This window comes from Schauerella aestuarii, from assembly GCF_009866805.1.
Lineage (GTDB): Bacteria > Pseudomonadota > Gammaproteobacteria > Burkholderiales > Burkholderiaceae_B > Schauerella > Schauerella aestuarii.
On sequence record NZ_SIZW01000042.1, the window covers coordinates 505,849 to 527,931 of the forward strand.

Sequence of the window (22,083 nt, forward strand, 5' to 3'; positions counted from 1 at the left end):
GATGACGCTTACGTTACCTGCGCTTGAAATCTGCCGCCGGCGGCATACGCTGATCCATCCTCATATCGAGGCGTGGTCGCGGATGCTGACCGCCCGGCCCGAGCTGGCGGCGCAGCCCTTGGTGCGCGACTGGGTTGCACGTGGCTGGCCGCTGATCGCGCGTCGCCCGTCGGCGCACGAGGCGCACGGCATTCCGGTGGGCCTGCCGTTGCCGCCCTCGGCCGGCAAAGCACGCGTCGCCTTGATGTTGAATCACGACGACATCGATCGCGCCGAACCCTTGCCAACGCTTGCGACTGCGCTTGAAACGGCACCCGTGACATGGCGCCCTGCCCTGCATGCGTTGGTGGCGACAGCGGCTGCGCATCAGGTCTCCGTACATGTGTTCGGTAGCCTGGCGTGGCAGTATCTGACCGGGCTGCCGTATCTGTCGCCCACTTCAGATATCGATCTGGCCTGGTCGGCGCCGTCGCGTGATCGTTTGGATGCGTTATTGCGTGCGATTGCCGAGGTTGAGCGCGCGGCCCCGATGGGTGTGGATGGCGAGATCGTACTGCGCGATGGCGCGGCAGCCAATTGGCGCGAACTGCACGATCGCCGCGCCGATGTCATGCTCAAGACTTCCAATGACGTCATACTCGCCACGCGCGCCTCTTTCGAACAGGATCTGACATGAATGCCGCAACCTGCCCGCTCGCCTGGGACCCGAATGGGAAGGCTGCGCGTATCGACGACGCATGCGCCGGGATCGCCGCATGGGCCGAACGCAGTCTGCACCTTGAAGTTCAAACCTGGCCCAAGCCAGGCCTGGTAAGCCATGTAGACGCCGGCAGCCATAGCGACATGAATGCCGACACATTCATCCGCAGCGCGCAGGCGCTATACCCGTATTTCGAACTACTGGCGCATGCCGGCGCACGCCGCGCCGACATGACGGCGTTGCGCAAGATCGGCCTGCGTGCCGAACAGGCGATGCTGGCCGCCACGCATGGCGTCAACACCCATCGCGGCGCCATCTTCGGGATCGGTCTTTTGAGCGCGGCCGCGGGCCTGCGCAATGCCCACGGCGCGTACGCGCACGCATCGCTTGGCGCGATCGTGACGCGCGAATGGGGCCACGCGATCGAGGCGGGACCGCGTGCAGCGGACAGTCACGGTGAGGTCGTCGCTCATCGATATGGCGCCGGCGGCGCCAGACGCGAAGCGGCGCGCGGATTTCCCAGTGTGTATGAAGTTGGCATCCCAGCCCTGCGCGACGCCGCCGCGCACGCGCCTGGCGATCCTGAAGCCATGCGCGTACACGCCTGTTTTGCGCTGATCGCGGTGGTGGAAGATACCAACCTGCTGCATCGTGGCGGCCCCGATGGACTGGCTTTTGCACAGCGCGAAGCACGGGCCTTTCTCGACCGCGGCGGTATCGTGCAGCCTGATTGGCGGGCACAGGCCACGGCGATTCATCATGCCTTCGTGTCCCGCAATCTCAGCCCCGGGGGTTCGGCCGATCTGCTGGCCATGAGCATATTCGCGGACGGGCTGCCATGACGCCCGCAATGAACGCGCTTACATACAGTCTGCCATGACGCTCGCACTGCTGTGCTCGGGTCAGGGGCATCAACATCCCGAGATGTTTCGGCTGACGGGCAACCTTGCGGCGACGCAACCGCTGTTCGACGCTGCAAAATTGCTGCTGGGTTGGGATCCGCGGGATGCTGCCGGCAAGACCGATGACCACATCGCGTTCCGCACCGACGTTGCAGGTCAGGCGGCTGACACGAGCACGTCGCGCTGCGATGCCAGCACCGCGCCTGCAGAGGCCCGCTGCGCCGAACCGGATGTCTTCGCTAATCGCCCGGCACAGGTGCTCTGCACCTTGCAGGCGTTGGCCGCGCACGCGGCGCTTCGCGACGCCCTGCCCCGGCGGCTATGCGTCGCTGGCTACAGCGTGGGTGAACTGGCGGCGTGGGGTGTAGCGGGCGCCTTGCCGCCGTTGCTTACCCTGCAACTGGCGGCGGATCGCGCCGCGGCGATGGATGCCGCGTGCCATGGCGCACAAGGCTTACTGGCCGTGCGTGGCCTGGACGAACCCACGATGCGAGCGTTATGCGTGAACAATCATGCGGCCATCGCCATCGCCAATCCCGATTCCGCTTGGGTGGTGGGTGGCCTGAACACCGACTTGACGGCCTTGGCGCACGCGGCGCAGCAGCACGGCGCTTCGCGTGTGACGCCCCTTCGCGTGTCGGTCGCGTCGCACACCCCGCTCATGCACGCGGCGGCCGCCGCATTCAAGGTGAATCTTTTTGCCGCGCCCCTAGCCGGCAAGCTTGCGCCCGGCCCCAGGCTCTTCACCGGGATCGATGGCGCCGCCGTGTTTGACGTGCATGACGGTGCCGTGAAGCTCGCGGCGCAGATCGCGCAGACGATCCATTGGGAGGCCTGCCTGCAGAGTTGCATCGAAGCCGGCGCGACGGCGTTTCTCGAGCTCGGGCCGGGCCACGCCCTGGCAGACATGGCTGCCAGCGCCTATCCTGGCATTCCCGCGCGCAGTCTCGATGCCTTCGCCACCCTTGAAAGTGCACGCGCCTGGATTGCCCGGCTAACCTGAACGCGCCGCTACTGATCCAGCGTGGCGCCGCCATCGACCCGCAAGTCGTGCAGGGTGATGTGGCTGGCCCGATCGGATAGCAAGAACAGAATCGATTCGACGATCTCGTCGGCACGCGCAATCTTGCGCAGCGGAATGCCCAGGCGATAGCCGGCCAGCGAGCCTTGGATCACCATCTCGGCCGACGAGCCGGTGCGCCACATGGCACGTTGCATTTCCGTATCGGTCGATCCTGGCGAGACGATATTGCAGCGGATGCCGTGCTCGGCAAGTTCCAGCCCCAGGCACCGTGTCATTTGCGTGACGGCGGCCTTCGAGGCGGCATAGGCGCCCATTGAGGCCCGCGGCGTGGTGGCCGCGTTGGAGCTGACGTTGACGATCGCGCCGCGCTTGCGCGCGATCATGCCTTGCGATACCACGCGGCACACATTGAAGGTGCCGTTCACATTGACGGCGAAGGTGCGCGACCATTGTTCGTCCGTCAGATCGGCGATCTTGCCCATCTGCAGAATGCCGGCCACGCACGCCAGCTTATCGATCGGCCCCAAGGCGCGCTCGCCTTCCATCACGGCGGCATTGACGGCTGCGGCATCGCTGATGTCGACCTCCGCAATAAACAGCTGCGCCGGGTTTGCGTGGGCTTGCAAGGCTTGCAGCCCGGCCGTATCCTGGTCGAACGCCATCACGCGCGCGCCTTGCGCAAGCAGCGCCTGAGTCAACGCTTCCCCGATGCCGTTGGCCGCGCCGGTGACCAGAACGCATGCCTCCGAAAATGAGATGTCGGTCGATCCGTCACTCGACATTCGCGCGCTCCCCAGCCGATACCGAAGCGGCCAGCGCAGCCATGACGGCGTCGGCCGTGAGACTCACGCCGCAACGCCGCGCCACGTAGTTCACCGCCATATCGTGCTCGGCCGCCGAAAAATCCGCCACGCCGTCGATCACCATGAAAGGCTGCACATCCTGCATGAAGGCCTCGAGCGCCGTAGCCATGCAACCGATGTGCGCATATACGCCGCAAATGATGAGTTGATCGCGACCCAGCGCTGCCATGCGGGCACGCAGGTCCGAGCGTTGGAAAGCGCTGTAGCGCCATTTCGTGAGAACGGTGTCGCCTTCCTTGGGCGCCAGCGCATCGATGATGGGCTGCGCACCCCGGTGTTCGGGTGCGGTCAATCCCGGTCCCCAGAAGTCGTTGAGCAGCGCGCGGTCATTGGGCGGCTGTTCGGTGGGCTGGGCGGTATAAAACACCGGCACGCCCGCCGCATCGCATTGCGCGCGCAAGCGAGCCACCGTGCTCACCAACGGCACGATCGGCGATTGCGCAGTATCGAATTTGTTGAGGAAATACGCCTGCATATCGTGGATGAGAAACACGGCACGGCTTGCGTCGGGGCGCCAGTCGACGCGATTGGCCACCGGTGCGGTCGGCATGGCATACGGGGCGATCGCAAGTATCGTCATCAGAGTTCCTTTTTGGGGCCGCGCGGGCGCGGCAGATCGGTAGGCGGATTCAGTCTGCAGAAAGCGCGGGTTCGAGTCCGAGCGCGTTCAGCATGGTGCGAAATTTGGTTTGCGTTTCGGCCGTTTCGGCGGCCGGTATCGAACCCGGCACGATGCCGGCACCGGCGTAAAGCGTGGCCTGATGCGGTTCGCACAGGGCGCACCGCAGCGATACCGCCCACTCGCCATCGCCCGTGGCATCCATCCAGCCTACGAAACCGGCGAACAACCCCCGGTCAAAGCTTTCGAGTTCGGCAATGGCGTTTTGCGCCAGCGTGGTGGGATAACCGCCAACGGCCGGTGTGGGATGCAAGGCGTACGCGAGATCCAGTGATGTCGTGGCGGGATCGGCCAACTCGCCTTCGATGGTGGTCGACAAATGCCACAACGCATCGGTTGCGGTAAGCGATGGCTGTGACGGCACCTGCAACGTGCGGCACAGTGGGCGCAGGGCCTGCGCGATGGCGTCGATCATGATGGCGTGTTCGTGCAGATCCTTGCCCGAGGCCATCAGCGTGCGTGCCGCATGCTGGTCCTCGTCTGGATCCAGACATCTTGCCGCCGATCCCGCCAGCGGGTTGAGCATCACGCGATTACCGGCGCGCCGCACCAGCAGTTCGGGTGTCGCGCCCAAAAATACCGCATCGTGTGCGAGCGGCACGGCATAGGTATAACCATGCACGTTGCGTGCGAGCAGATTGGCGAGCAACCGGTGCAGATCGAGCGGCCCGTCAAGCTCGAGCCTGAGCGTGCGGGCCAGTACGACTTTGTCCAATGCAGTGGTTTCGAATCGATGCAGAGCGGCGATCACCTGCGCCTCGTAGTCGGCGGGCGCAGGCACTGGCGTGCTGGCGGCCACCTGCGTGCGTTGCACCGAGAGGCACGATTGGCCCGCACGCGGCGCCCGCTTGAGCCCCCCAACACGCAGGCCGTCGCGTGAAAGTCCCAGACGGGCCGACGCTTTGGCGTCGAAAGGCACCGCGCCCACGACGACGGCATCTTGCATGCCATCGGCGAGCGCCTGCGCGAGCATCGCCCGCACCTGGGCAGCGCACCCTGTCGCTGCCGAATCGACCGCGCACCACACCACATCGGGCGCGATCAGCGTGGCGATTGGGGAGGCGAATACGAACGCGTCATTGCGATAGCGACGCACTACATCAGGGATATCGAGCTGCCCAGCACTGTCGAGCACAGCGTGCGGTGCGCCGGATGAAAAAATAGACACGATGGGGATCGCCGAAAACATCTTCAAGGCGTGCCACTTTATCATTAATGAGACATCTTCTCATTGCGAATCCGATCCACTTACGTTTCGAATGGGTTCTGGCCGGTGCTCTCCCAAGATGCTCGCGCGACCGTGCCGAGCAGACCGCAGCCAATCCCGCGCCAGCCCCCTCCTCGCATCGTCCTCAACGCATCCAGAGCGGCGTCACCGCAGTGGCGTCGATTTCGAACAACATGCCGTCCAGCGCGAGTCGTGGCACCGGGATCAGCGTGCAAGCCGGCGCCGCGTGGCCACCGGTGGCGATCTTCAGGTATTTGTTCAGAATCGTCATGCGCGCCGCAGAATGATCGACGATCAAGACGGTGAGTTTGACCACATCGGCAAATCGCGCGTTGGAGGCTTGCAATGCAACCTGCAGATTGGCGAACGCCTGGCGCACCTGCGCGTCGAAATCGGCCGAGAGCTCGCCCTGCGCATCTTCGCCGCCTTGGCCTGCCACGAAAACGTACCGGCCAGGCGCCTGCACGATGGCCACATGCGAATACCCATTGGCGGTGGGATCGTATAAACCGGTGGGATTGAGATAGACCGTCTGCGCCCGATCGCAGCACGGCAGTTGGTGATAGGCCGACATCGAATTGATTCCCGAATGAACGTAACAGCGGCCATTCTGATACCTCAAGTAAACTTGAGGTCAAGCGTTCGTTCCCGGATTTTTCAAGCATGCCCCAAACACCGCTTTCGACCCCGTTCACAAACGATATGACCGTAGGCGAAGTGGCGTCCCGCAGTGGCGTGGCGGTGTCCACCCTGCACTTCTACGAATCGCGCGGCTTGATTTCGAGCACGCGCAACGCCGGCAACCAGCGCCGCTATCCTCGTGCCATCTTGCGGCGCGTCGCCGTGATCAAGGTGGCTCAGCGGATGGGCATGCCCTTGGGCGCCATTGCCGAGGCGCTGAGCGCGTTGCCCGATCGCCGCACGCCGACGGCAGCGGATTGGCGGCGGCTGTCGGCAGCGTGGCGCGCCGATCTGAATCAGCGCATCGACATGTTGACCCGCCTGCGCGATCAACTGGACGGCTGCATCGGCTGTGGCTGCCTGTCGATGGAGGATTGCCCGTTGCGCAACCCTGGCGACGCACTCTCGGTCGAGGGCCCAGGACCGCACTTTGGCCCGCAAGAGAGCGACGGCTGAACGACACCCGCATGCGTGAGCGCCGAGTCGTCAGCAGCCGTCGTCAACCTTGTTCGGCCAGCACGATCCGGCGTTGTTTGCCCCATGTGGACCCCATCGCGGCGAGGATCAGCACGAGCGCACCTGCAAGCAGGGCCGCGGACAACGGCCGCGTAAAGAACACGCTGTAATCCCCGCGCGACACCATCATCGCGCGCCGGAAACTCGATTCGATCATCGGCCCGAGAACGAAGCCCAGAAGCAGCGGCACGGGAGAGACCGCCAATTTGATCAGCCCATACCCAACCACGCCGAATGCCGCGAGCAAATAGATATCGAATACCGACGCCCGCACCGTGTAGGCCCCTACGGCGCAAAACACGAGAATCGCGGGAAACAGAAATCGATAAGGAATGCTGAGCAATCTGATCCATAACCCGATGAGCGGGAGATTGAGCACCACCAGCATCAGGTTGCCGATCCACATCGAGACGATCAGCCCCCAGAACACCTGCGGATGACTGGTAATCACTTGCGGGCCCGGCTGGATATTCTGAATCACCATTGCGCCCAGCATCAACGCCATGACGGCGCTGCCGGGAATGCCCAGGGTGAGCAGCGAAATGAAGTTGGTCTGGGCGGCGGCGTTGTTCGCCGATTCGGGGCCCGCCACCCCTTCGATGGCGCCGGTGCCCAGTTCGTGCGAATACCTGGACAGCTTTTTCTCGGCGGTATAGGCCGCAAACGACGCAATGGTCACCCCTGCACCCGGCAGAATACCCAGCACCGCGCCAATAGCCGTGCCGCGGGCGATGGCAGGCATCATGCGCCGCGCGTCGTCACGCGTGGGCAACATCCGGCCCACGTGGGCAATGGTGCCTGCACCGGCATCGCCGCGCCGTTGCTGCTCGAGGTTGACGGCAATCTCGGCAATGCCGAAGATGCCCATCGCCAACGCCGTAAATTCGATCCCGTCGCGCAAGGCAAATACCTCGCCCGAAAACCGCACGGCACCTGAGTTCACATCCGTACCGACCAGGCTCAGCAGCACGCCGATCACCATCAGTCCTAACGATTTGTCGATCGCGTCGGAGGATAAGGCGATCGACCCGACCAATCCAAGGAGCATCAAGGAAAAATACTCTGGCGGCCCGAAGCTGAACGCCACAGCGGTAAGCGGCACGGCCAGACATGCCACCAGCAATACGCCGAAGCTGCCGGCGATCAGTGAACCGATCGCCGCTGCGCTGAGGGCCGGGCCCGCCCTGCCCTGCAACGCCATGGCATGCCCATCGATCACCGTGACGGCAGACGACGATTCGCCCGGCAGCTTGAGCAGGATCGCGGTCGTCGAGCCGCCGTATTGCGCCCCGTAGTAGATGCTGGCCAACATGATGAGCGCGGAGGTCGGATCGAGCTGATAGGTCAGCGGCAGCAGCATGGCGATCGTCGCCACCGGCCCGAGTCCCGGCAGCACGCCGATCAACGTGCCCACGAGGCACCCCAGCAACGCGTAGCCGAGGCTTTGCCAGGACATCGCGGTCGCGAAGCCCAAGGCGAGATTATCGAAAAGATCCATCACCATTCCGGAATACCGCGTCAGGCCGTCAAGGCAGCCAGACCGGCCACAGATCGAGCGGCAGCCCGAGCACCAAACCAAAGGCCACCGCATTGATCGCAGACAGCACCGCCGCGTTGATCAGGGTGCCGCGCCACGTGAACGAAGGACTCGCCAGGCTGGCGGCGACGACCAGGATCGCAATCGCCGCGACAAGGCCGAAGGGCTTGATGACCAGTCCAAAAAAAATGACTGCGCCCGTCATCCACACGAGCGATCGGATGTCCCAGGTGGCCAGGGTGACGCGCTCGGCACCCGGTGCCGTCGAACGAAAAAGCACGATGGCGCCCAGGCCCATCAGGATGAGCGCCAGCCAGAAAGGAAAGTAGCCGGCGCCCATGCGCGCTGCCGTGCCCCGCTCATAATCGGCGGCGTACCAGGCAAACCCGCTGCCGATGGCAAGATAGAGCGCACCGACCACCGCATCACGCTGATTGCGCACCCGCCGCTGCGCCAGACCGAACCCTGCATCGTGCGCCATCGTTACTTCAACTTGATATCGGCCGACGCCACGACTTTTTTGTAGCTGGCGATATCCTGCGTGACGGTATGGTTCACCTCGGCCGCCGAACTGGCGGCGATAGTGAAACCGAGATTCTCGAGCAACGCTGCCGTTGCGGGTTCACGCAGCACGGCGACGATGTCGCGATTGATTTTGTCCACGATCGGCTTCGGTGTGGCGGCCGGCGCGACGAACCCTTGCCAGCTCTCCACGACGTAGTCTTTTACGCCCGCTTCCTGCAACGTGGGAACATCGGGCAGCGCTTTTGAACGGTACGGCGTGGTGACGGCCAGTGCCACGAGCTTGCCCGAGCGCACGTTTTCAGTGGCCGCAGCCAGCGTGATCAGCATCGCGTCGATATGACCACCCAGTACGTCCAGCGTGGCCGGACCGCCACCGGGGTAAGGGATCTGATTGGTTTTGGCACCGATACGTTCGTTGAGCAATTCAACGGCGATATGCTGCAGACTGCCTGTGCCGCCGGGCAGCGCGACGGTGATTTCGCCAGGCCGCTTGCGCACCAGTTCGGCAAACTCATCGAACGTTTTGACATTCAGGCCGGGGCGCACCACCAGCAACTGCGGATTGACGACCGCCTTGGTGACGCCGGTGAGATCGTTCACAGGGTCGTAAGGCAAGGTGCCGGGCTGGATGGCATTCAGAGATAACGCGTCGCCACCGAGAAGCAAGGTGTAGCCGTCCGCTTTGGCGTGCGCGACCTGGGCGTTGCCGATCGTGCTGCTGGCACCGGGTACATTCTCGACCACCACGGTTTGCTGCCATTTCTCGGTGAGCTTCTGCGCAACCGTGCGCGCCAGTTTGTCGGCGCTACCGCCGGCCGACACGGGCACGATAACGCGCACGGTGCGGTTGGGGAAATGATCGGCCTCGGATTGCGCATGGGCGGGTTGCAGGGCAAGCAGCCCGAATGCCGCAGACGCCAGGACGGCGCGAAACAACGTTGCGCTTTTCATGATGATGGATTCCAGGAGTAAATCGAAGCGCGGCGCATCGATGCACCGCGGCGAGGTGAAACTCAGGCTGCGGCCAGTGCCTTGAAAGGTGCGCCGATAACCGGCACCGATTGCCGGCCGTCGATGCCCACAGGGATATCACCTTCGAGGGTGATGCGGTACAGCACGCGCTCCACGTCGAGGTAGGCGAAATCGCCCGGCCCTTGATGCGCCGTCGCACGGTTGTCCCAGAAGGCGATGCTGCCGGGTTGCCACCGAAACCGGACGGTGTATTCCGGGCGCACGATTTCTTCGAAAAAGAGCGCCAGCAGGTGCCGGCTTTCTTCTTCACTGACGCCGAGAATGCGGCGCGTAAAGCCCGGATTGACGAACAACAGCCGCTCCCCGGTTTCGGGATGCACGCGGACCACCGGATGATCTGACACGATGGGGTTCGCTTTGACCTTTTGTGCGTACTCCGTCTGATTTTCGAAGTCGCCGTTATAGCCACCGAACTGATGCCGCGCCCACAACGTGTCGGCGAGCCGCTTGATGGGCTCGGAAAGGTTGGCGTAGGCGACCGCCAGGTTGGTGAAGAGCGTATCCCCGCCGAATTCAGGCACCTGATCGTTGGCACGCAGGATCGATGCGATGGGTGGATTGACCACGCCCGTCACGTCGGTGTGCCAGCGCTCGCCACGGCGCCCCGTTTTCGACGCTGACGATATCGGGCGAATCTGGGGGTAGCCTTCAGGCGGCACCGCATCGTAGGGATGCGCATACGTCGGCTTGCCGAAGTGCTCGGCAAAGGCCAAGTGCTGCGCATGATCGATATGCTGATCGCGGAAGAACACAACCTTCCACTTGTGCAGGGCATCGCGGATCTGCCGTACGTGATCGCCGTCTAGCGGCTGGCGCAGATCGACGCCGAAAATCTCGGCGCCGGTAAAGACGGAAAGCGGACGGATGTCGAGCCGGGTGTGGGCGAGAACGGTCATGATGGATCGATTCGATAACGTGAACGAGCCGTCAGAATACGAGCGCGCCCATCCGCGCCACAAATACCGATATGCCATGACGTTATGCCGCGTCATGGCATATCGATGCGCCGGAAAAACATATCAATCCATCTTGATGTCGGCAGCCTTCACGATCGCCGCCCAGCGCACCATATCTTGGGCGAGGAACACGCGAAAGGCTTCTGGCGTGACGACTTCGGCCACGAATCCGGCAGCGACGATCTTCTGATGCACGGCCGGATCGGCAAACGCCTGCAAGGCGGTCGAAGACAGCTTGGCCACAATCTCAGGCGGCGTCTTCGCCGGCACGAACAGTGCCGTCCACGCATCGGCTTCGGCGTTGGCCACGCCCAACTCACCCAGCGTGGCGATATCGTGCAATTGACTGCTGCGATCTTTGGATGCGACGGCCAATGCGGTCACGCTCTGATTGCGCACGAAGGGCAGCACGCTGGGCAAGGTTGTAAACGTGGCGTCGATGTGTCCTCCCAACACCGCCTGTACGGCATCGACGCTGCCTTTGTAGGGAATATGCGAGAGCGGCACGCCGGTGCTGCGTTTGAACATTTCGGCGGCCAAGTGTGACGCCGAGCCATTGCCGCTCGATCCGTAATTGAGCGGCGCCCCGGGCTTGCGCGCCAAGGCGATGAATTCATCGAGGGTGCGCACGCCGAGATCGCGCCGCACCACCAGTACATGCTGCAGTCGGCCAAGTCCGGCCACAGGCTGGAAATCCTTGATCGGGTCGTAGCCGAGATTGGGATACAACGCCGAGTTGGCGCCGTGCGTTTGATTGGTGCCCAGCAGCAAGGTGTAGCCATCGGGCTCGGCTTGCGCAACATGGCGAGTGCCGATCGCAGCCGATCCGCCCGGCATGTTGGCCACAATGGCAGGCTGGCCCAACTGCTTCAGAAACGTCTCGGCCGCGGTGCGGGCAATGAGTTCGAGCGAACTCCCCGCCGGATACGGCACCACGATTCGGATCGTCCGGTTGGGATACGGCTGCGCGTGTGCCGTTGCGGCACTCAACATGAGCGCCGCACCGAAGGCGGCCAGCACACGTCTGCGGGTATGGATCATCATTGTCTCCTCATTATTTTTACCGCACCTGCTGACGCGGGCGGCTATCTGTACTGCAAAAATCAAGGCCTATCGATCGGGTATCCAGCCCGGTCGAACATCCCAGTCACATCCTCGCCCGGCGTCATGTCGTGGGGTTCTGCCATGACCTGCACATCCGCTGCGCTTATTCCAGGCGCTTATTCCAGGCGCTTATTCGGGGCGCTTATTCGGGGCGCTTATTCGAGACGCTTACACCGCCAAGTACCCGCCATCCACCGCCAGCACTGCGCCGGTCATGTAGGCCGACATCGATGACGCCAGGAACACGACCGGACCCACGAGATCTTCGGGATGGCCAAAACGCGCCATGGGAATCCGCGCCATCAGCGCCTCGCGGCGCGATGGATTGTCGCGGCTGCCCTGTGTCATCTCCGTTTCGATCACGCCCGGCGCGATGGCGTTGACGCGAATGCCGTCGGCGGCGAGTTCCAGCGCGGTGGCCTTGGTCAACATCTGCGCCGCGGCCTTCGAGGTGGAATAGGCGATCGACTGCGCCGTTGCCTGAGTGGCCGCAATCGAAGTGATGTTGACGATGCTGCCCTGCGTGACCTTCAGGCTTGGCAGGCAGGCGAGCGTCATATTGCGAATCCCGTCCACGTTCACGCCCATGGCCAGACGCCATGCCGCATCCCGCGTGTCGCTATCGAAGGCGTGACGTGGCCGTACGCCGGCATTGTTGACGAGAATCGACACATGGCCGATCTCCTCGCGAATGCGCGCCGCAACGGCGTCACATTGCGCCGGGTCGGCCACATCCAGCCCGTAGGCGTAAGCGCGTGTGCCCATGGCCCACAATGCATCGCGCGTGGCGATCGCACCGGCTTGATTGATATCGGTAGCGATCACGACGGCCCCCTGGCGCGCCAGACCGTGCGCGATTGCCGCGCCGTTGCCCTGGGCGGCGCCGGTAACCAGCGCAAGGTGATGATTGAGCAGCATGCCGTCTCCTTGAGTCGACCTACTCTAGCGCGGCGCAACGCGCGTCGAACGTATACCGCGATACAACGCGAGGGGTGTTTTTAGGGCGCCAGCGCCTCGGCTGGGCCTACGCGTGCAAGGCGTGTGCAGGCGTGTGGGCAGCTTGACGTTTCAGAGATGCCCAACGCGTGCGATCAGCGCCTCGGCATCGATGATTTCCACGCCTTTTGAGCGCGTGGAGATCAGCCCCTCTTCGGCCAACGCCTTCAACGCGCGCGTGACCGTCACCCGCGTCAATGCCGCCATCGACGCAAGTTGCTCGTGGGTCAGCCTCACCTGCGCGGGATCGTCGGCCGTGAGCGCCAGCCGCCCCAGGAGGCCGATCAAGCGTTCTTGCGGACTGGCTGAGGTGAGACTCAGCAATTTCCCAATCAAAATGCGATGCTTGATGCCGAGCAGCTGGATCAGCGAGATGGCGAGTTGCGGCTCAGCGGCGACCATGGCGGCGATATCGGCAGCGTGATATTCGCTCAATACAGCAGGCGTGACGGCGACTGCGGTCACGTAGCGCTGCGTATCGATGAAGGCGGAGGCTTCGCCGAAGATCGCGCCGGGCCCGAAGATTTCGAGCAGCAGCGCCTGCCCCGACGGCCGCAACACGGTGGTATGCAACAGTCCGGTACGTACCAGGTAAAAACAATCGTGCGTATCGCCCTGACTGTAGAGCGTATCGCCGGCATTGAGGCGACGGATACGCCCCACATCGGTACGCGCTTGCCACGGCGCGCTCAATCGCCGGGCCGCATCCCAGGATGAAAACGTGCTGACGTGTTGCATGCGTACCGGCTGCAGCCGAAGTAAGAGGATCAGCCCGGCATCATCGAACTGCGCCCCCACGCTGTCAAGCGCCGAACGGCTGCATATTGCGAGCAGCGGGCTGCGGTAGTGCAGTCTTGATCGGCCCGGCTTCAAACCCGCCTCGCGCGCCTCAATGCGCCCGCGTCTGCGTCAAGCTCGCTTCCTGCAGATCGATCTCGCGCAAAAGGCGCTGATGCACGTCATCATCGATGGCTCGTGCCCGGCGCAACCGATACAGCTCGTTGCGCTCGGCGCGCAGTGCCTGAACCCGCAGGGCGCGCTCGGCCTGCACCGCCCGCAACGCTTCGGCCGCATCCTCGTCGGTGCTGTCGCCATAATCGATCCGCCGTTGGTAGGCATCGCGCAGCCGCATGACCGCTTGCGCGCGGGCGCCGGCGGCGAGTTCGTCGCTCTCGGGCTCGGCGTTGAGGGCATCGATACGGCGTATGGCCGCTTCAGCGGCCGCAGTGCGGGCATTCTCCTCGCTACGCTGCGGCGCCGCATCAGGCAAGTCGGCTGCCAGTCCACGGGTGAGCAAGGGCAAGCCAATGCTGGCCAGCGTCAAAGAGAACAAAATGACCGCCATCGCGATAAAGATGGCAACGTCACGCCCAGGGAAAGCGCTGCCGTCCAGCATCGTCAAGGGCAGCGTCAGGATACCTGCCAAGGTAATGGCGCCCCGTACCCCGGCGGTGGCCGTCACCGCCAGCAAGCGCGTTTTGGGCATGGGGGTGGACTTGCCGAGGCGCTCGGCGCGAACCGCCGTCACGCGCACGGCCGTCCACACCCAGGCAAATCGCATCGCGCCAAGTCCAAGCGTGATCAGCGCGGCATAACCCAGCAAGTGCCAGGGTCCGGCCACGCCCGCAGACGCTGCCACAGCCGGCAGGTCGCGCAACATTCCGGGCAGTTGCTCGCCCAGCAACACAAAAATAATGCCGTTGAGCGCCGTTTGAATGGTGTCCCAGACGGCGTTGCGCTGCATCCGGGTGGCGGGCAACGGACGACCGATAAGCTCGGCGTAGTGCATGGCGATACCGGCGACGGCGGCCGCCAGGATGCCCGATACACCGACGTGCTCGGCGGCCAGGTACGCCGCAAAGGGAATCAACAGACTGATCAGAATCTGAATCGACGAATCTTCGCCCACGCGCTTGACCAGGAATCGACTGCAGCGCCCGATCAACCAGGTGACGGCCACGCCCACGACCACCCCGCCGCCCGCAACGAACGCAAAGCTCAAGGTTGCCTCGCCCATCGAAAACGTGCCCGTGAGCGCGGCCGTTACCGCAAAACTGAAGCACACCAGTCCACTGGCGTCATTCAGCAGCGACTCCCCTTCCAGGATGTGCATCAAACGCGACGGCACGGGCGAGGTCGCGGTCATGGCGCTCACGGCCACAGGATCGGTCGGCGACAAAATGGCGGCCAGCGCAAAGGCCACGGCCAGGGGCATGGCCGGGAGCATCCAGTGGATCAAGACCCCCATGCCCGCCACGGTAAACACCACCAGTCCGATCGCCAACGCGAGGATGGTGCGCCAATCGCGAAACAGCGCCCCTTTCGGAATCCGCCAACCGTCGAGAAACAGGAGCGGCGGAATGAAGAGCAGCAGGAAAAGGTGGGAATCGAACGCGACGTTGAAACCGCTCATCGATAAACCCGCCCCCAACGCAATCTGAACGATCGGCAGGGGCACCGCGATCGGCAGCAAGCGGACGAAAAACCCGCTCACGACAACCGTCAGCAAAAAAATCAATACTACGGAGACGACGTCCATGGGGACCTCAATGTGTCAATATGGAATGCGCGGTCCAACGAATCCGCATCGAGCGACCGCTAACGCTGCTGAAGATCAACCCGTTTCAGTTGAAGATCGACATATGTCCGCTCAAGATCAACGCATCGAACGTCTCATTCTCGACCTGCTTGGGAAACGTGACGCGTCGTCGTCGATTTGCCCGTCCGAGGTCGCGCGGGCCATGAGCGATGATGAGGCCACTTGGCGGGGCCTGATGCCGAAGGTGCGCGCAGTGGCGGCAACGTTGCAAGCGGCGGACCGGCTGCGCATCACACGCGGCGATGAAACGGTGACGCCCGCCACGCTGGATCACGGCGCGATTCGGTTGCGGCGCGGCAAGCAGTTTCCTTGATTCAGCCGAATTTGCGGGCCGCGTCCAGCGCGAGGCCCATGCCGATGCTGCCAAACACATCGCCTTCCTGACATTTGGCGTCGGGCACCAATGCCGCCAATCGCTCGCGCAGCAAGGGCACCCGGCTCGAACCGCCGGTAAAGAACAGGGTGTCCACATCGGCGGCCGCCACACCGGCCTGAGCCAGGATGTCGGTCACCGTGCGTTCGACCTTGCCCACCAGCCCGCCGATAGCGTCGGCAAACTGCGCCTGATCCACGGGCACGGCCAGACCGGCCTCGATGCGCGACATGTCGACCTGCGTGTCGGGCAACTGCGACAGCGCAATCTTGGCCTCTTCCACCTGCATCGCCAGCCAATGCCCGCTGCGCTCGGTGACCAGCTTGAGGAGCCGTTCGATCTTGTCGCGTTCTACCGCGTTGCTGCGGATGAACGTGAAGTGTTCCCAGGCTTTTTTCGAATAGGCGATATTGATCGTGTGCCAGCACGACAGGTTGCCGTACTGGGTGGACGGCACATCCTTGCCATTGCGAAATTGCGTGCCCAACCCCAGCAGCGGCATGGCGCTGGCCAGGCTGAGTTGCTTATCGAAATCGGTGCCGCCGATGTGCACCCCGCCGTTGGCGAGGATATCGTCGCGGCGATCGGCGCGTCCGGCGCGGTCAGGTCCCAGCCGGATCAGGGTGAAGTCGGAGGTACCGCCGCCGATGTCGATCACCAGAACCAACTCTTCCCGTGCGATTCGCGATTCGTAATCGAAGGCGGCCGCCAAGGGCTCGAACTGGAATGCAATGTCCTTGAATCCCGTCGACCGGGCAATATCGGCCAGCGTATCTTCGGCAAGCTGGTCCGCTTCGGGGTTGCCGTCCACAAAATACACCGGCCGTCCCAATACCACCGACGAAAACTCACGCCCGGCCGATCGTTCGGCGCGTTGCTTGAGTTCGGCGATGAAACGGGTCAGCAAGGTGCGAAAGGGCAAAGAGCGCCCTTGCACTTCGGTATGCCCATCCATCAACGAACTGCCCAGGAGACTTTTCATCGATCGCATCAAGCGACCGTCATAGCCGGCCAGGTAATCCGACAACGCCGCCCGCCCATAACTGACTTCAGCGTCTTCGGCGTGAAAGAAGATGGCGGAGGGCAACGTGGGCTTGCCATCCTCGAGCAGGAGCAATGCATCGCGCCCCGGACACACCCATCCCGCCGTGGAATTGGAAGTGCCAAAGTCGATGCCGCAGGCGATTGACGTCATGTGATGCAAGACAAAAGAGAGGAGCGGCCCGGCGCCGGCACCGGCTCGCAAAGCGCATGGGTCGACATACATACCTGACGGGGCGTAAAAAACGCGCACCCCGTGGGGCATGCATCGATGCGCGCTGGGCGGCATAACGCAGGGGCAACCCGGTAGTTTAGCGCCAATACCGTTTGTTTTCAGACGCGATCGGCCGACGCACCCCGCCTACCCCCGAGCGCGACTGCAGCACCCCTCCTCAATCTGCCGACTAGGGTAACTCCTACCTATATCCTGAAAATCTTTTTCAGGATAATCAACTTCCAATAGGCACAAAGAAAACCTTTTTCACGACAGACGGGCATCGCTCCATGCATACATCGGCATTTCCCCCCTCGCTATTGGACGTCAACGGTAAAGGACTGGGCGCGTTTCCTCCCGCCTGTACCACCGCCCAGATCGGCGATCTGGGCTGGAATTTGCTGGCAGAGGACGTGAGCTTGCCGGTGGCGGTGTTGGATGAAACACGCGTTGCACACAATCTGCAGTGGATGCAGGCGTTCATGGCGGCCTACGGCGTAAAACTCGCGCCGCACGGCAAAACCACGATGAGTCCGGCGCTTTTTCAGCGGCAACTCGCGGGCGGAGCCTGGGGCATCACGCTGGCCAACGCGCCGCAGGTGCGCGCGGCCTATCACCACGGCGTGCGGCGCATCATCATGGCCAACCAATTGGTGGGCCGGGCCAATATGGCCATCATCGCCGAGCTGCTAAGCGATCCCGACTTCACTTTCTACTGCTGCGTCGACTCGGCAGCCAATGTGGCGGCCCTGGGCGCCTACTTCGCCGAGCAAGGCTTGCGCTTGCCGATCCTGATCGAACTCGGGGTGCCGGGCGGGCGCAACGGCGTGCGCAACGACGCGCAACTGCGGACCGTACTCGAGGCCATCGCCGAGTGGCCCGAGGCATTGGCACTGGCAGGGATCGAGGTGTACGAAGGGGTATTGCCGGACGAGGCATCGATCCGTCTGTTTCTCCAACGCGCCGTTGGCGCACTCAAGCTGCTCGCTGCCGAACACCGGCTGCGCACCGACGGACCGGCCATCCTTACCGGGGCGGGTTCCGCGTGGTTCGACATCGTGGCCGAGGAATTTTCCGGTGTGAACATCGGATCGCCGTTGGATATCGTGCTGCGTCCGGGCTGTTATCTCTCGCATGACGTGGGCATCTACCGGTCTTCCGCCGAGCGGATCAACACGCACAATCCGGTCGCCCGCGAGCATGCGCCAGGATTGTTGCCCGCGCTGCAAGTGTGGGCGTACGTGCAGTCAATTCCCGAACCCGGCCGCGCGATCATTGCGTTGGGCAAACGCGACGCAGCATTCGACGCCGGCCTGCCCTCGCCCGCCACCACGTTCCGCCCGGGCGGTGACGCTGCGGCGCCGCGCAAAGCACCCGCTCACTGGGTGCTCACGGCCATGATGGATCAGCACGCCTTCATGTCGATCGAGTCCAACGACGACATCCAGGTCGGCGACATGATCGCCTTCGATATCTCCCATCCCTGCCTGACGTTCGACAAATGGCGTCAGGTGTTGCTGGTGGACGAGCATTACCGCGTCACCGACGTGGCAGAAACGTTTTTCTGATTTCGGTCTTTTCGATTTCCGTTTTTCCGATCCTCGCAACACCCTTGGTTTTCGACTCCTTGGAGCTAGACTCATGAACGTGCGTACCCCCCGGCTGGGCGGCGGTTTGAAAGGCGTGCTCGCCGCTACTGCTCTCGCCATCGGCTTGACGATGCTGTCCACCCCTGCTTTGGCTGCAGCGCCCACCAAAGGCGGCACGATTTCGGTCGCCACCATCGGCGAGCCGCCTACGCTCGACCCGATGAGCAGCACCGCCGATCTGGTGGGCATCCTCACGCAGCACATGTTCGAAACGCTATACACGTTCGACGCCAAGTGGAACGTGACGCCGCTGCTGGCAGAAAAGCTGCCCGAGATCAGCGCCGACGGTCTCACCTACACCATTCCCTTGCGCACCGGCATCACGTTCCACGATGGCGCCAAAATGGATGCCGCCGACGTGGTCGCGTCACTGAAGCGCTGGACCGAAACCGCCTCGCGCGGCAAGCAAGCGGCCAAACTGATCACCAGTATCGAAGCCTCCGGCGACAACGCCGTGCGGATCGTGCTCAAGCAGCCGTATGCCCCCTTGACCGCATTGCTGGCCATGAACAACAGCGCGGCCGTGGTGATGCCCAAGGGTAAGCTCGCTTCGCCCTTGACCGAATTCGTGGGCACCGGCCCCTATCAATTGAAGGCGCGCGTGCCGGATCAATACATCCAGCTCACCCGTTTCGAGGGCTACAAGTCGCGTGACGGCGAGCCCGATGGCTACGGCGGCGCCCGCAAGCAGTATCTGGATGAGATCCGTTTCGTGCCCGTCACGAATGCCAATACGCGTATCGAAAGTGCCGTCGCCGGCCAGTACGATTACGTGGACTCGCTGCCGGTGGAGTCGCGCGACAAAGTGCGCGCCGGCCGCTCCGAGCTGGTCATGCTCGAGCCCTTCGGCTGGCCCCGCATGGTGCTCAATACCAAGCAAGGCCTGATGGCCGACGTCAAAGTGCGCCAGGCCGTGCAATTGGCTTTGAACGAAGAAGACATGCTGTTCGCCGCGTTCGGCAACAAAGACTTCTACACGCTCAATGGCGATCTCTATCCCAAGGGTTATCCGTGGGCCACGCAACTGGGTGCCAAGGTCTACAACAAGGGCGATGCCGCCGGTGCCAAGAAGTTGCTGGATGAGGCCAAGGTGGCCAATCCCACGATCCGTATTTTGACCAGCCAGCAGTACGAATTCCATTACAAGATGGCCCTCGTTGCCGCTGAGTATTTGAAGGCCGCCGGTTTCAAGGTGGATATGCAGGTGGTGGATTGGGCGACGCTCACGCAACGCCGTCAGGATCCGGCCTTGTGGGATGTGTTCATCACCCATAGCCCGTTCCTGCCCGAGCCGGCATTGATCGACTTCCCCTCCAAGGATGCGCCGGGATGGTGGGATACGCCGCGCCGCAACCAGACGCTGGACGCCTTCAATCAGGCCCGCACGCCCGACGAGCGCGTGAAGCTGTGGAAGGACGTGCAGCAGGCCGTATACGACGAAGTGCCGTTCATCAAGGTGGGCGACTTCAATGCCCAAGCCGCTCGCGCCAAGACGCTCGAAGGCGTGACGCCCGCGCCGTGGCCTTACTTCTGGAACGCCTACAAGACGGCGAAGTAACCGCCGTCGTTGCGGCGCCCCTGAACCCAGGGCGCCGCAACCCCTCGCCCATCGAGGGCCGACCCGCTCCAAGCGTTTGAGGATTGACCCGTGTTGCGTTATCTCATGAACCGGATCGTCGGACTGATCGCGGTGATGTTCATCGTCGCCACCATCGTGTTCGTCATCATCCGCGTGACCCCCGGCGACCCCGCCGCGGTGATGCTCGGCCCCGAGGCCAGCCAGCAGGACATCTCCGCCTTGCGCACGCAGCTCGGGCTGGATCGGCCGTTGCCGCTGCAATATGTGACGTGGCTCGGCCAACTGGCCCGCGGCGACCTCGGGCAATCCATCTTCCTGAACAAGCCCGTGCTGTCGGCGCTGGCCGACCGTGCCGAGCCCACGTTCTGGCTGACGATCATGTCGCTCTTGATTGCGACAGCGATCGCGGTGCCGGTGGGGATTCTCTCGGCCGTCAAACGCGGCACGGTGCTGGATCAGTCGGTGCTGTCGTTTTCGATGTTCACCTCCAGCGTGCCGAGCTTCTGGCTGGGACTGCTCCTGATGCAGGTGTTCGCCGTCAAACTCGGCTGGCTGCCGGTGTCTGGATATGGCGGCCCGGATGCGTCGATCGGCACGCGGCTGTCGCATCTGATTCTGCCGGCGGTGGTGCTGGGCGTCGTCAACTCGGCACTCATCACGCGGTTCATCCGCGCCAGCATGCTCGACGTGTTGCGCGACGACTACGTACGCACCGCGCGCGCCAAGGGGCTGACGGAAACGCGCGTCATCCTCAAGCACGCGGTTCGTAATGCGCTGATTCCTATTCTGACGGTGATCGGTCTGACCACGGCCCTGTTGATCAGCGGTGCGGTGGTCACCGAGACGGTATTCGGTCTGCCGGGTGTGGGCAGCCTGGTCGTCTCGGCCGTTCTGCGCCGCGACTATCCCGTCATTCAGGGCGCGCTGCTCGTGATTGCCGCGATCTACGTGCTTATCAATCTTTTCATCGACCTCATGTATATGGTGGTCGATCCTCGGGTGCGCTACTGATGGCCATGGCACTTCCTTCCACCGCCGGCGGCGGCGATCGCTGGCAAGTCTTGCGCCTGCTGGTGGCACGCAAAACGGTGCTGATCAGCCTGATCGTGCTGGTCGTTCTGATTGCGGCCGCATTGCTCGCGCCGTATGTCAGCCCCTTCGATCCTTATAAATTGTCGATCATGAATCGGCTGAAGGGCCCGAGCAGCGTGCACTGGTTCGGCACCGACGACTTCGGCCGGGACGTATTCAGCCGAGTCATTCACGGCGGCAGACTGTCGCTGATGGTCGGCTTTTCGGTCGTGATCCTGGCCAGCGTGCTGGGTATCGCGCTTGGGCTCATCGCTGGGTTCTTTCGCCGCGCCGACAAGTTCGTTTCACGCCTGATCGACGCCATGATGGCGTTTCCCGACATCCTGCTGGCCATTGCCCTGGTGGCCGCACTGGGACCCTCCCTCATCAACGTCATCATTGCGTTGGGCATCGTCTACACGCCGCGCTTGGCGCGGGTGGTGCGTGCCTCCACCCTCGTGATCCGCGAGCTGCCCTTCGTGGAAGCCGCGCGCGCGCTGGGCGTGCCTACCTATCGCATCGTGACGGTGCACGTGTTGCGCAACCTGATCTCGCCGATCTTGGTGCAAGGCACGTTCATCTTCGCCTACGCCATTCTGGCGGAGGCCGGTCTGTCGTTTCTCGGCGTCGGCGTCTCGCCCGATATTCCCACCTGGGGCACGATGATCAACTCGGGTCAGCAGTACATGGGACAAGCCGACTGGATCATGATCTTCCCCGGTATCGCCATCGTGTTGTCGGTGCTGTCGCTGCAATTACTCGGCGACGGACTGCGCGACGTTCTCGACCCGCGCTTGCGCAAGGAGCTGTAAAT

22 protein-coding genes are annotated in these 22,083 nt (G+C 63.2%); 9 read left to right on the forward strand and 13 right to left on the reverse strand.

The features are described from left to right. Position 1 precedes the first annotated feature (1 nt). Genes mdcG through EYW45_RS17480 form a run of 3 tightly spaced genes read left to right on the forward strand, consistent with a single transcriptional unit; the run spans position 2 to position 2,605 of the window. On the forward strand, positions 2-676 hold the full coding sequence (gene mdcG, locus EYW45_RS17470; protein WP_161136698.1) for a malonate decarboxylase holo-[acyl-carrier-protein] synthase: 675 nt from the start codon (positions 2-4) through the stop codon (positions 674-676). Beyond that, entirely contained in the window at positions 673-1,542 is an 870-nt protein-coding gene (gene mdcB, locus EYW45_RS17475) for a triphosphoribosyl-dephospho-CoA synthase MdcB (RefSeq protein ID WP_161136699.1), read from the forward strand. The genes mdcG and mdcB overlap by 4 nt, the downstream gene beginning before the upstream one ends. A gap of 34 nt (positions 1,543-1,576) precedes the next feature. Next, entirely contained in the window at positions 1,577-2,605 is a 1,029-nt protein-coding gene (locus EYW45_RS17480) for an acyltransferase domain-containing protein (RefSeq protein WP_161136700.1), read from the forward strand. A gap of 8 nt (positions 2,606-2,613) precedes the next feature. Here the strand turns inward: EYW45_RS17480 and EYW45_RS17485 are convergent, their stop codons facing one another. The 4 genes from EYW45_RS17485 to EYW45_RS17500 all read right to left on the reverse strand — a co-directional run bounded on the left by EYW45_RS17485 (position 2,614) and on the right by EYW45_RS17500 (position 5,970). Next, a complete protein-coding gene (locus tag EYW45_RS17485) occupies positions 2,614-3,408 on the reverse strand; it encodes a 2,3-dihydro-2,3-dihydroxybenzoate dehydrogenase (protein WP_161136701.1) in 795 nt (264 codons plus the stop codon). Beyond that, complete coding sequence (locus EYW45_RS17490; protein WP_161136702.1) at positions 3,398-4,069, reverse strand: isochorismatase family protein; 672 nt, start codon at positions 4,067-4,069, stop codon at positions 3,398-3,400. Before EYW45_RS17490 ends, EYW45_RS17485 begins: the two co-directional genes overlap by 11 nt. Positions 4,070-4,118: 49 nt before the next feature. After that, complete coding sequence (locus tag EYW45_RS17495) at positions 4,119-5,336, reverse strand: isochorismate synthase (protein WP_161136703.1); 1,218 nt, start codon at positions 5,334-5,336, stop codon at positions 4,119-4,121. Between the two features lie 184 nt (positions 5,337-5,520). Then, a complete protein-coding gene (locus EYW45_RS17500) occupies positions 5,521-5,970 on the reverse strand; it encodes a RidA family protein (RefSeq protein WP_161136704.1) in 450 nt (149 codons plus the stop codon). Positions 5,971-6,059: 89 nt separating this feature from the next. Here EYW45_RS17500 and soxR point away from each other — a divergent pair, with 89 nt between their 5' ends. Beyond that, positions 6,060-6,533, forward strand: a complete 474-nt coding sequence (gene soxR, locus EYW45_RS17505) for a redox-sensitive transcriptional activator SoxR (RefSeq protein ID WP_161136705.1) — start codon at positions 6,060-6,062, stop codon at positions 6,531-6,533. Between the two features lie 43 nt (positions 6,534-6,576). Here the strand turns inward: soxR and EYW45_RS17510 are convergent, their stop codons facing one another. The 8 genes from EYW45_RS17510 to EYW45_RS17545 all read right to left on the reverse strand — a co-directional run bounded on the left by EYW45_RS17510 (position 6,577) and on the right by EYW45_RS17545 (position 15,282). Continuing rightward, positions 6,577-8,091, reverse strand: a complete 1,515-nt coding sequence (locus EYW45_RS17510; protein ID WP_161136706.1) for a tripartite tricarboxylate transporter permease — start codon at positions 8,089-8,091, stop codon at positions 6,577-6,579. Positions 8,092-8,119: 28 nt separating this feature from the next. Then, a complete protein-coding gene (locus EYW45_RS17515; RefSeq protein ID WP_161136707.1) occupies positions 8,120-8,611 on the reverse strand; it encodes a tripartite tricarboxylate transporter TctB family protein in 492 nt (163 codons plus the stop codon). Between the two features lie 2 nt (positions 8,612-8,613). Continuing rightward, entirely contained in the window at positions 8,614-9,606 is a 993-nt protein-coding gene (locus EYW45_RS17520; protein ID WP_202444778.1) for a Bug family tripartite tricarboxylate transporter substrate binding protein, read from the reverse strand. 62 nt (positions 9,607-9,668) lie between these two features. Continuing rightward, on the reverse strand, positions 9,669-10,583 hold the full coding sequence (locus EYW45_RS17525) for a TauD/TfdA dioxygenase family protein (protein WP_161136708.1): 915 nt from the start codon (positions 10,581-10,583) through the stop codon (positions 9,669-9,671). 123 nt (positions 10,584-10,706) lie between these two features. Next, positions 10,707-11,684, reverse strand: a complete 978-nt coding sequence (locus EYW45_RS17530) for a Bug family tripartite tricarboxylate transporter substrate binding protein (protein WP_202444779.1) — start codon at positions 11,682-11,684, stop codon at positions 10,707-10,709. Between the two features lie 231 nt (positions 11,685-11,915). Beyond that, positions 11,916-12,665, reverse strand: a complete 750-nt coding sequence (locus EYW45_RS17535; protein WP_161136709.1) for an SDR family NAD(P)-dependent oxidoreductase — start codon at positions 12,663-12,665, stop codon at positions 11,916-11,918. A gap of 150 nt (positions 12,666-12,815) precedes the next feature. Further along, the gene (locus EYW45_RS17540) at positions 12,816-13,481 is read right to left on the reverse strand and encodes a Crp/Fnr family transcriptional regulator (protein ID WP_161136710.1); all 666 of its coding nucleotides are present in this window, start codon (positions 13,479-13,481) and stop codon (positions 12,816-12,818) included. A gap of 151 nt (positions 13,482-13,632) precedes the next feature. Further along, positions 13,633-15,282, reverse strand: a complete 1,650-nt coding sequence (locus EYW45_RS17545; protein ID WP_161136711.1) for a Na+/H+ antiporter — start codon at positions 15,280-15,282, stop codon at positions 13,633-13,635. Between the two features lie 103 nt (positions 15,283-15,385). Between EYW45_RS17545 and EYW45_RS17550 the strand changes: the two genes are divergently transcribed. Next, on the forward strand, positions 15,386-15,655 hold the full coding sequence (locus EYW45_RS17550) for a DUF3253 domain-containing protein (protein ID WP_161136712.1): 270 nt from the start codon (positions 15,386-15,388) through the stop codon (positions 15,653-15,655). 1 nt (position 15,656) lies between these two features. Here the strand turns inward: EYW45_RS17550 and EYW45_RS17555 are convergent, their stop codons facing one another. After that, positions 15,657-16,910 (reverse strand): Hsp70 family protein, encoded by a 1,254-nt coding sequence (locus tag EYW45_RS17555; RefSeq protein ID WP_161136713.1) that lies wholly within the window; start codon positions 16,908-16,910, stop codon positions 15,657-15,659. Between the two features lie 350 nt (positions 16,911-17,260). On the opposite strand from EYW45_RS17555, the gene EYW45_RS17560 reads away from it, so the two are divergent. The 4 genes from EYW45_RS17560 to EYW45_RS17575 all read left to right on the forward strand — a co-directional run bounded on the left by EYW45_RS17560 (position 17,261) and on the right by EYW45_RS17575 (position 22,081). Continuing rightward, positions 17,261-18,538, forward strand: a complete 1,278-nt coding sequence (locus EYW45_RS17560; protein WP_161136714.1) for an amino acid deaminase — start codon at positions 17,261-17,263, stop codon at positions 18,536-18,538. 73 nt (positions 18,539-18,611) lie between these two features. Beyond that, a complete protein-coding gene (locus tag EYW45_RS17565) occupies positions 18,612-20,177 on the forward strand; it encodes an ABC transporter substrate-binding protein (RefSeq protein WP_161136715.1) in 1,566 nt (521 codons plus the stop codon). A 90-nt stretch (positions 20,178-20,267) separates the two neighbouring features. Continuing rightward, a complete protein-coding gene (locus EYW45_RS17570; RefSeq protein ID WP_161136716.1) occupies positions 20,268-21,209 on the forward strand; it encodes an ABC transporter permease in 942 nt (313 codons plus the stop codon). Between the two features lie 5 nt (positions 21,210-21,214). Then, positions 21,215-22,081 carry an ABC transporter permease gene (locus EYW45_RS17575; protein ID WP_407924932.1) on the forward strand — a complete coding sequence of 289 codons (867 nt, stop codon included), beginning with the start codon at positions 21,215-21,217 and terminating at the stop codon, positions 22,079-22,081. Positions 22,082-22,083 lie beyond the last annotated feature (2 nt).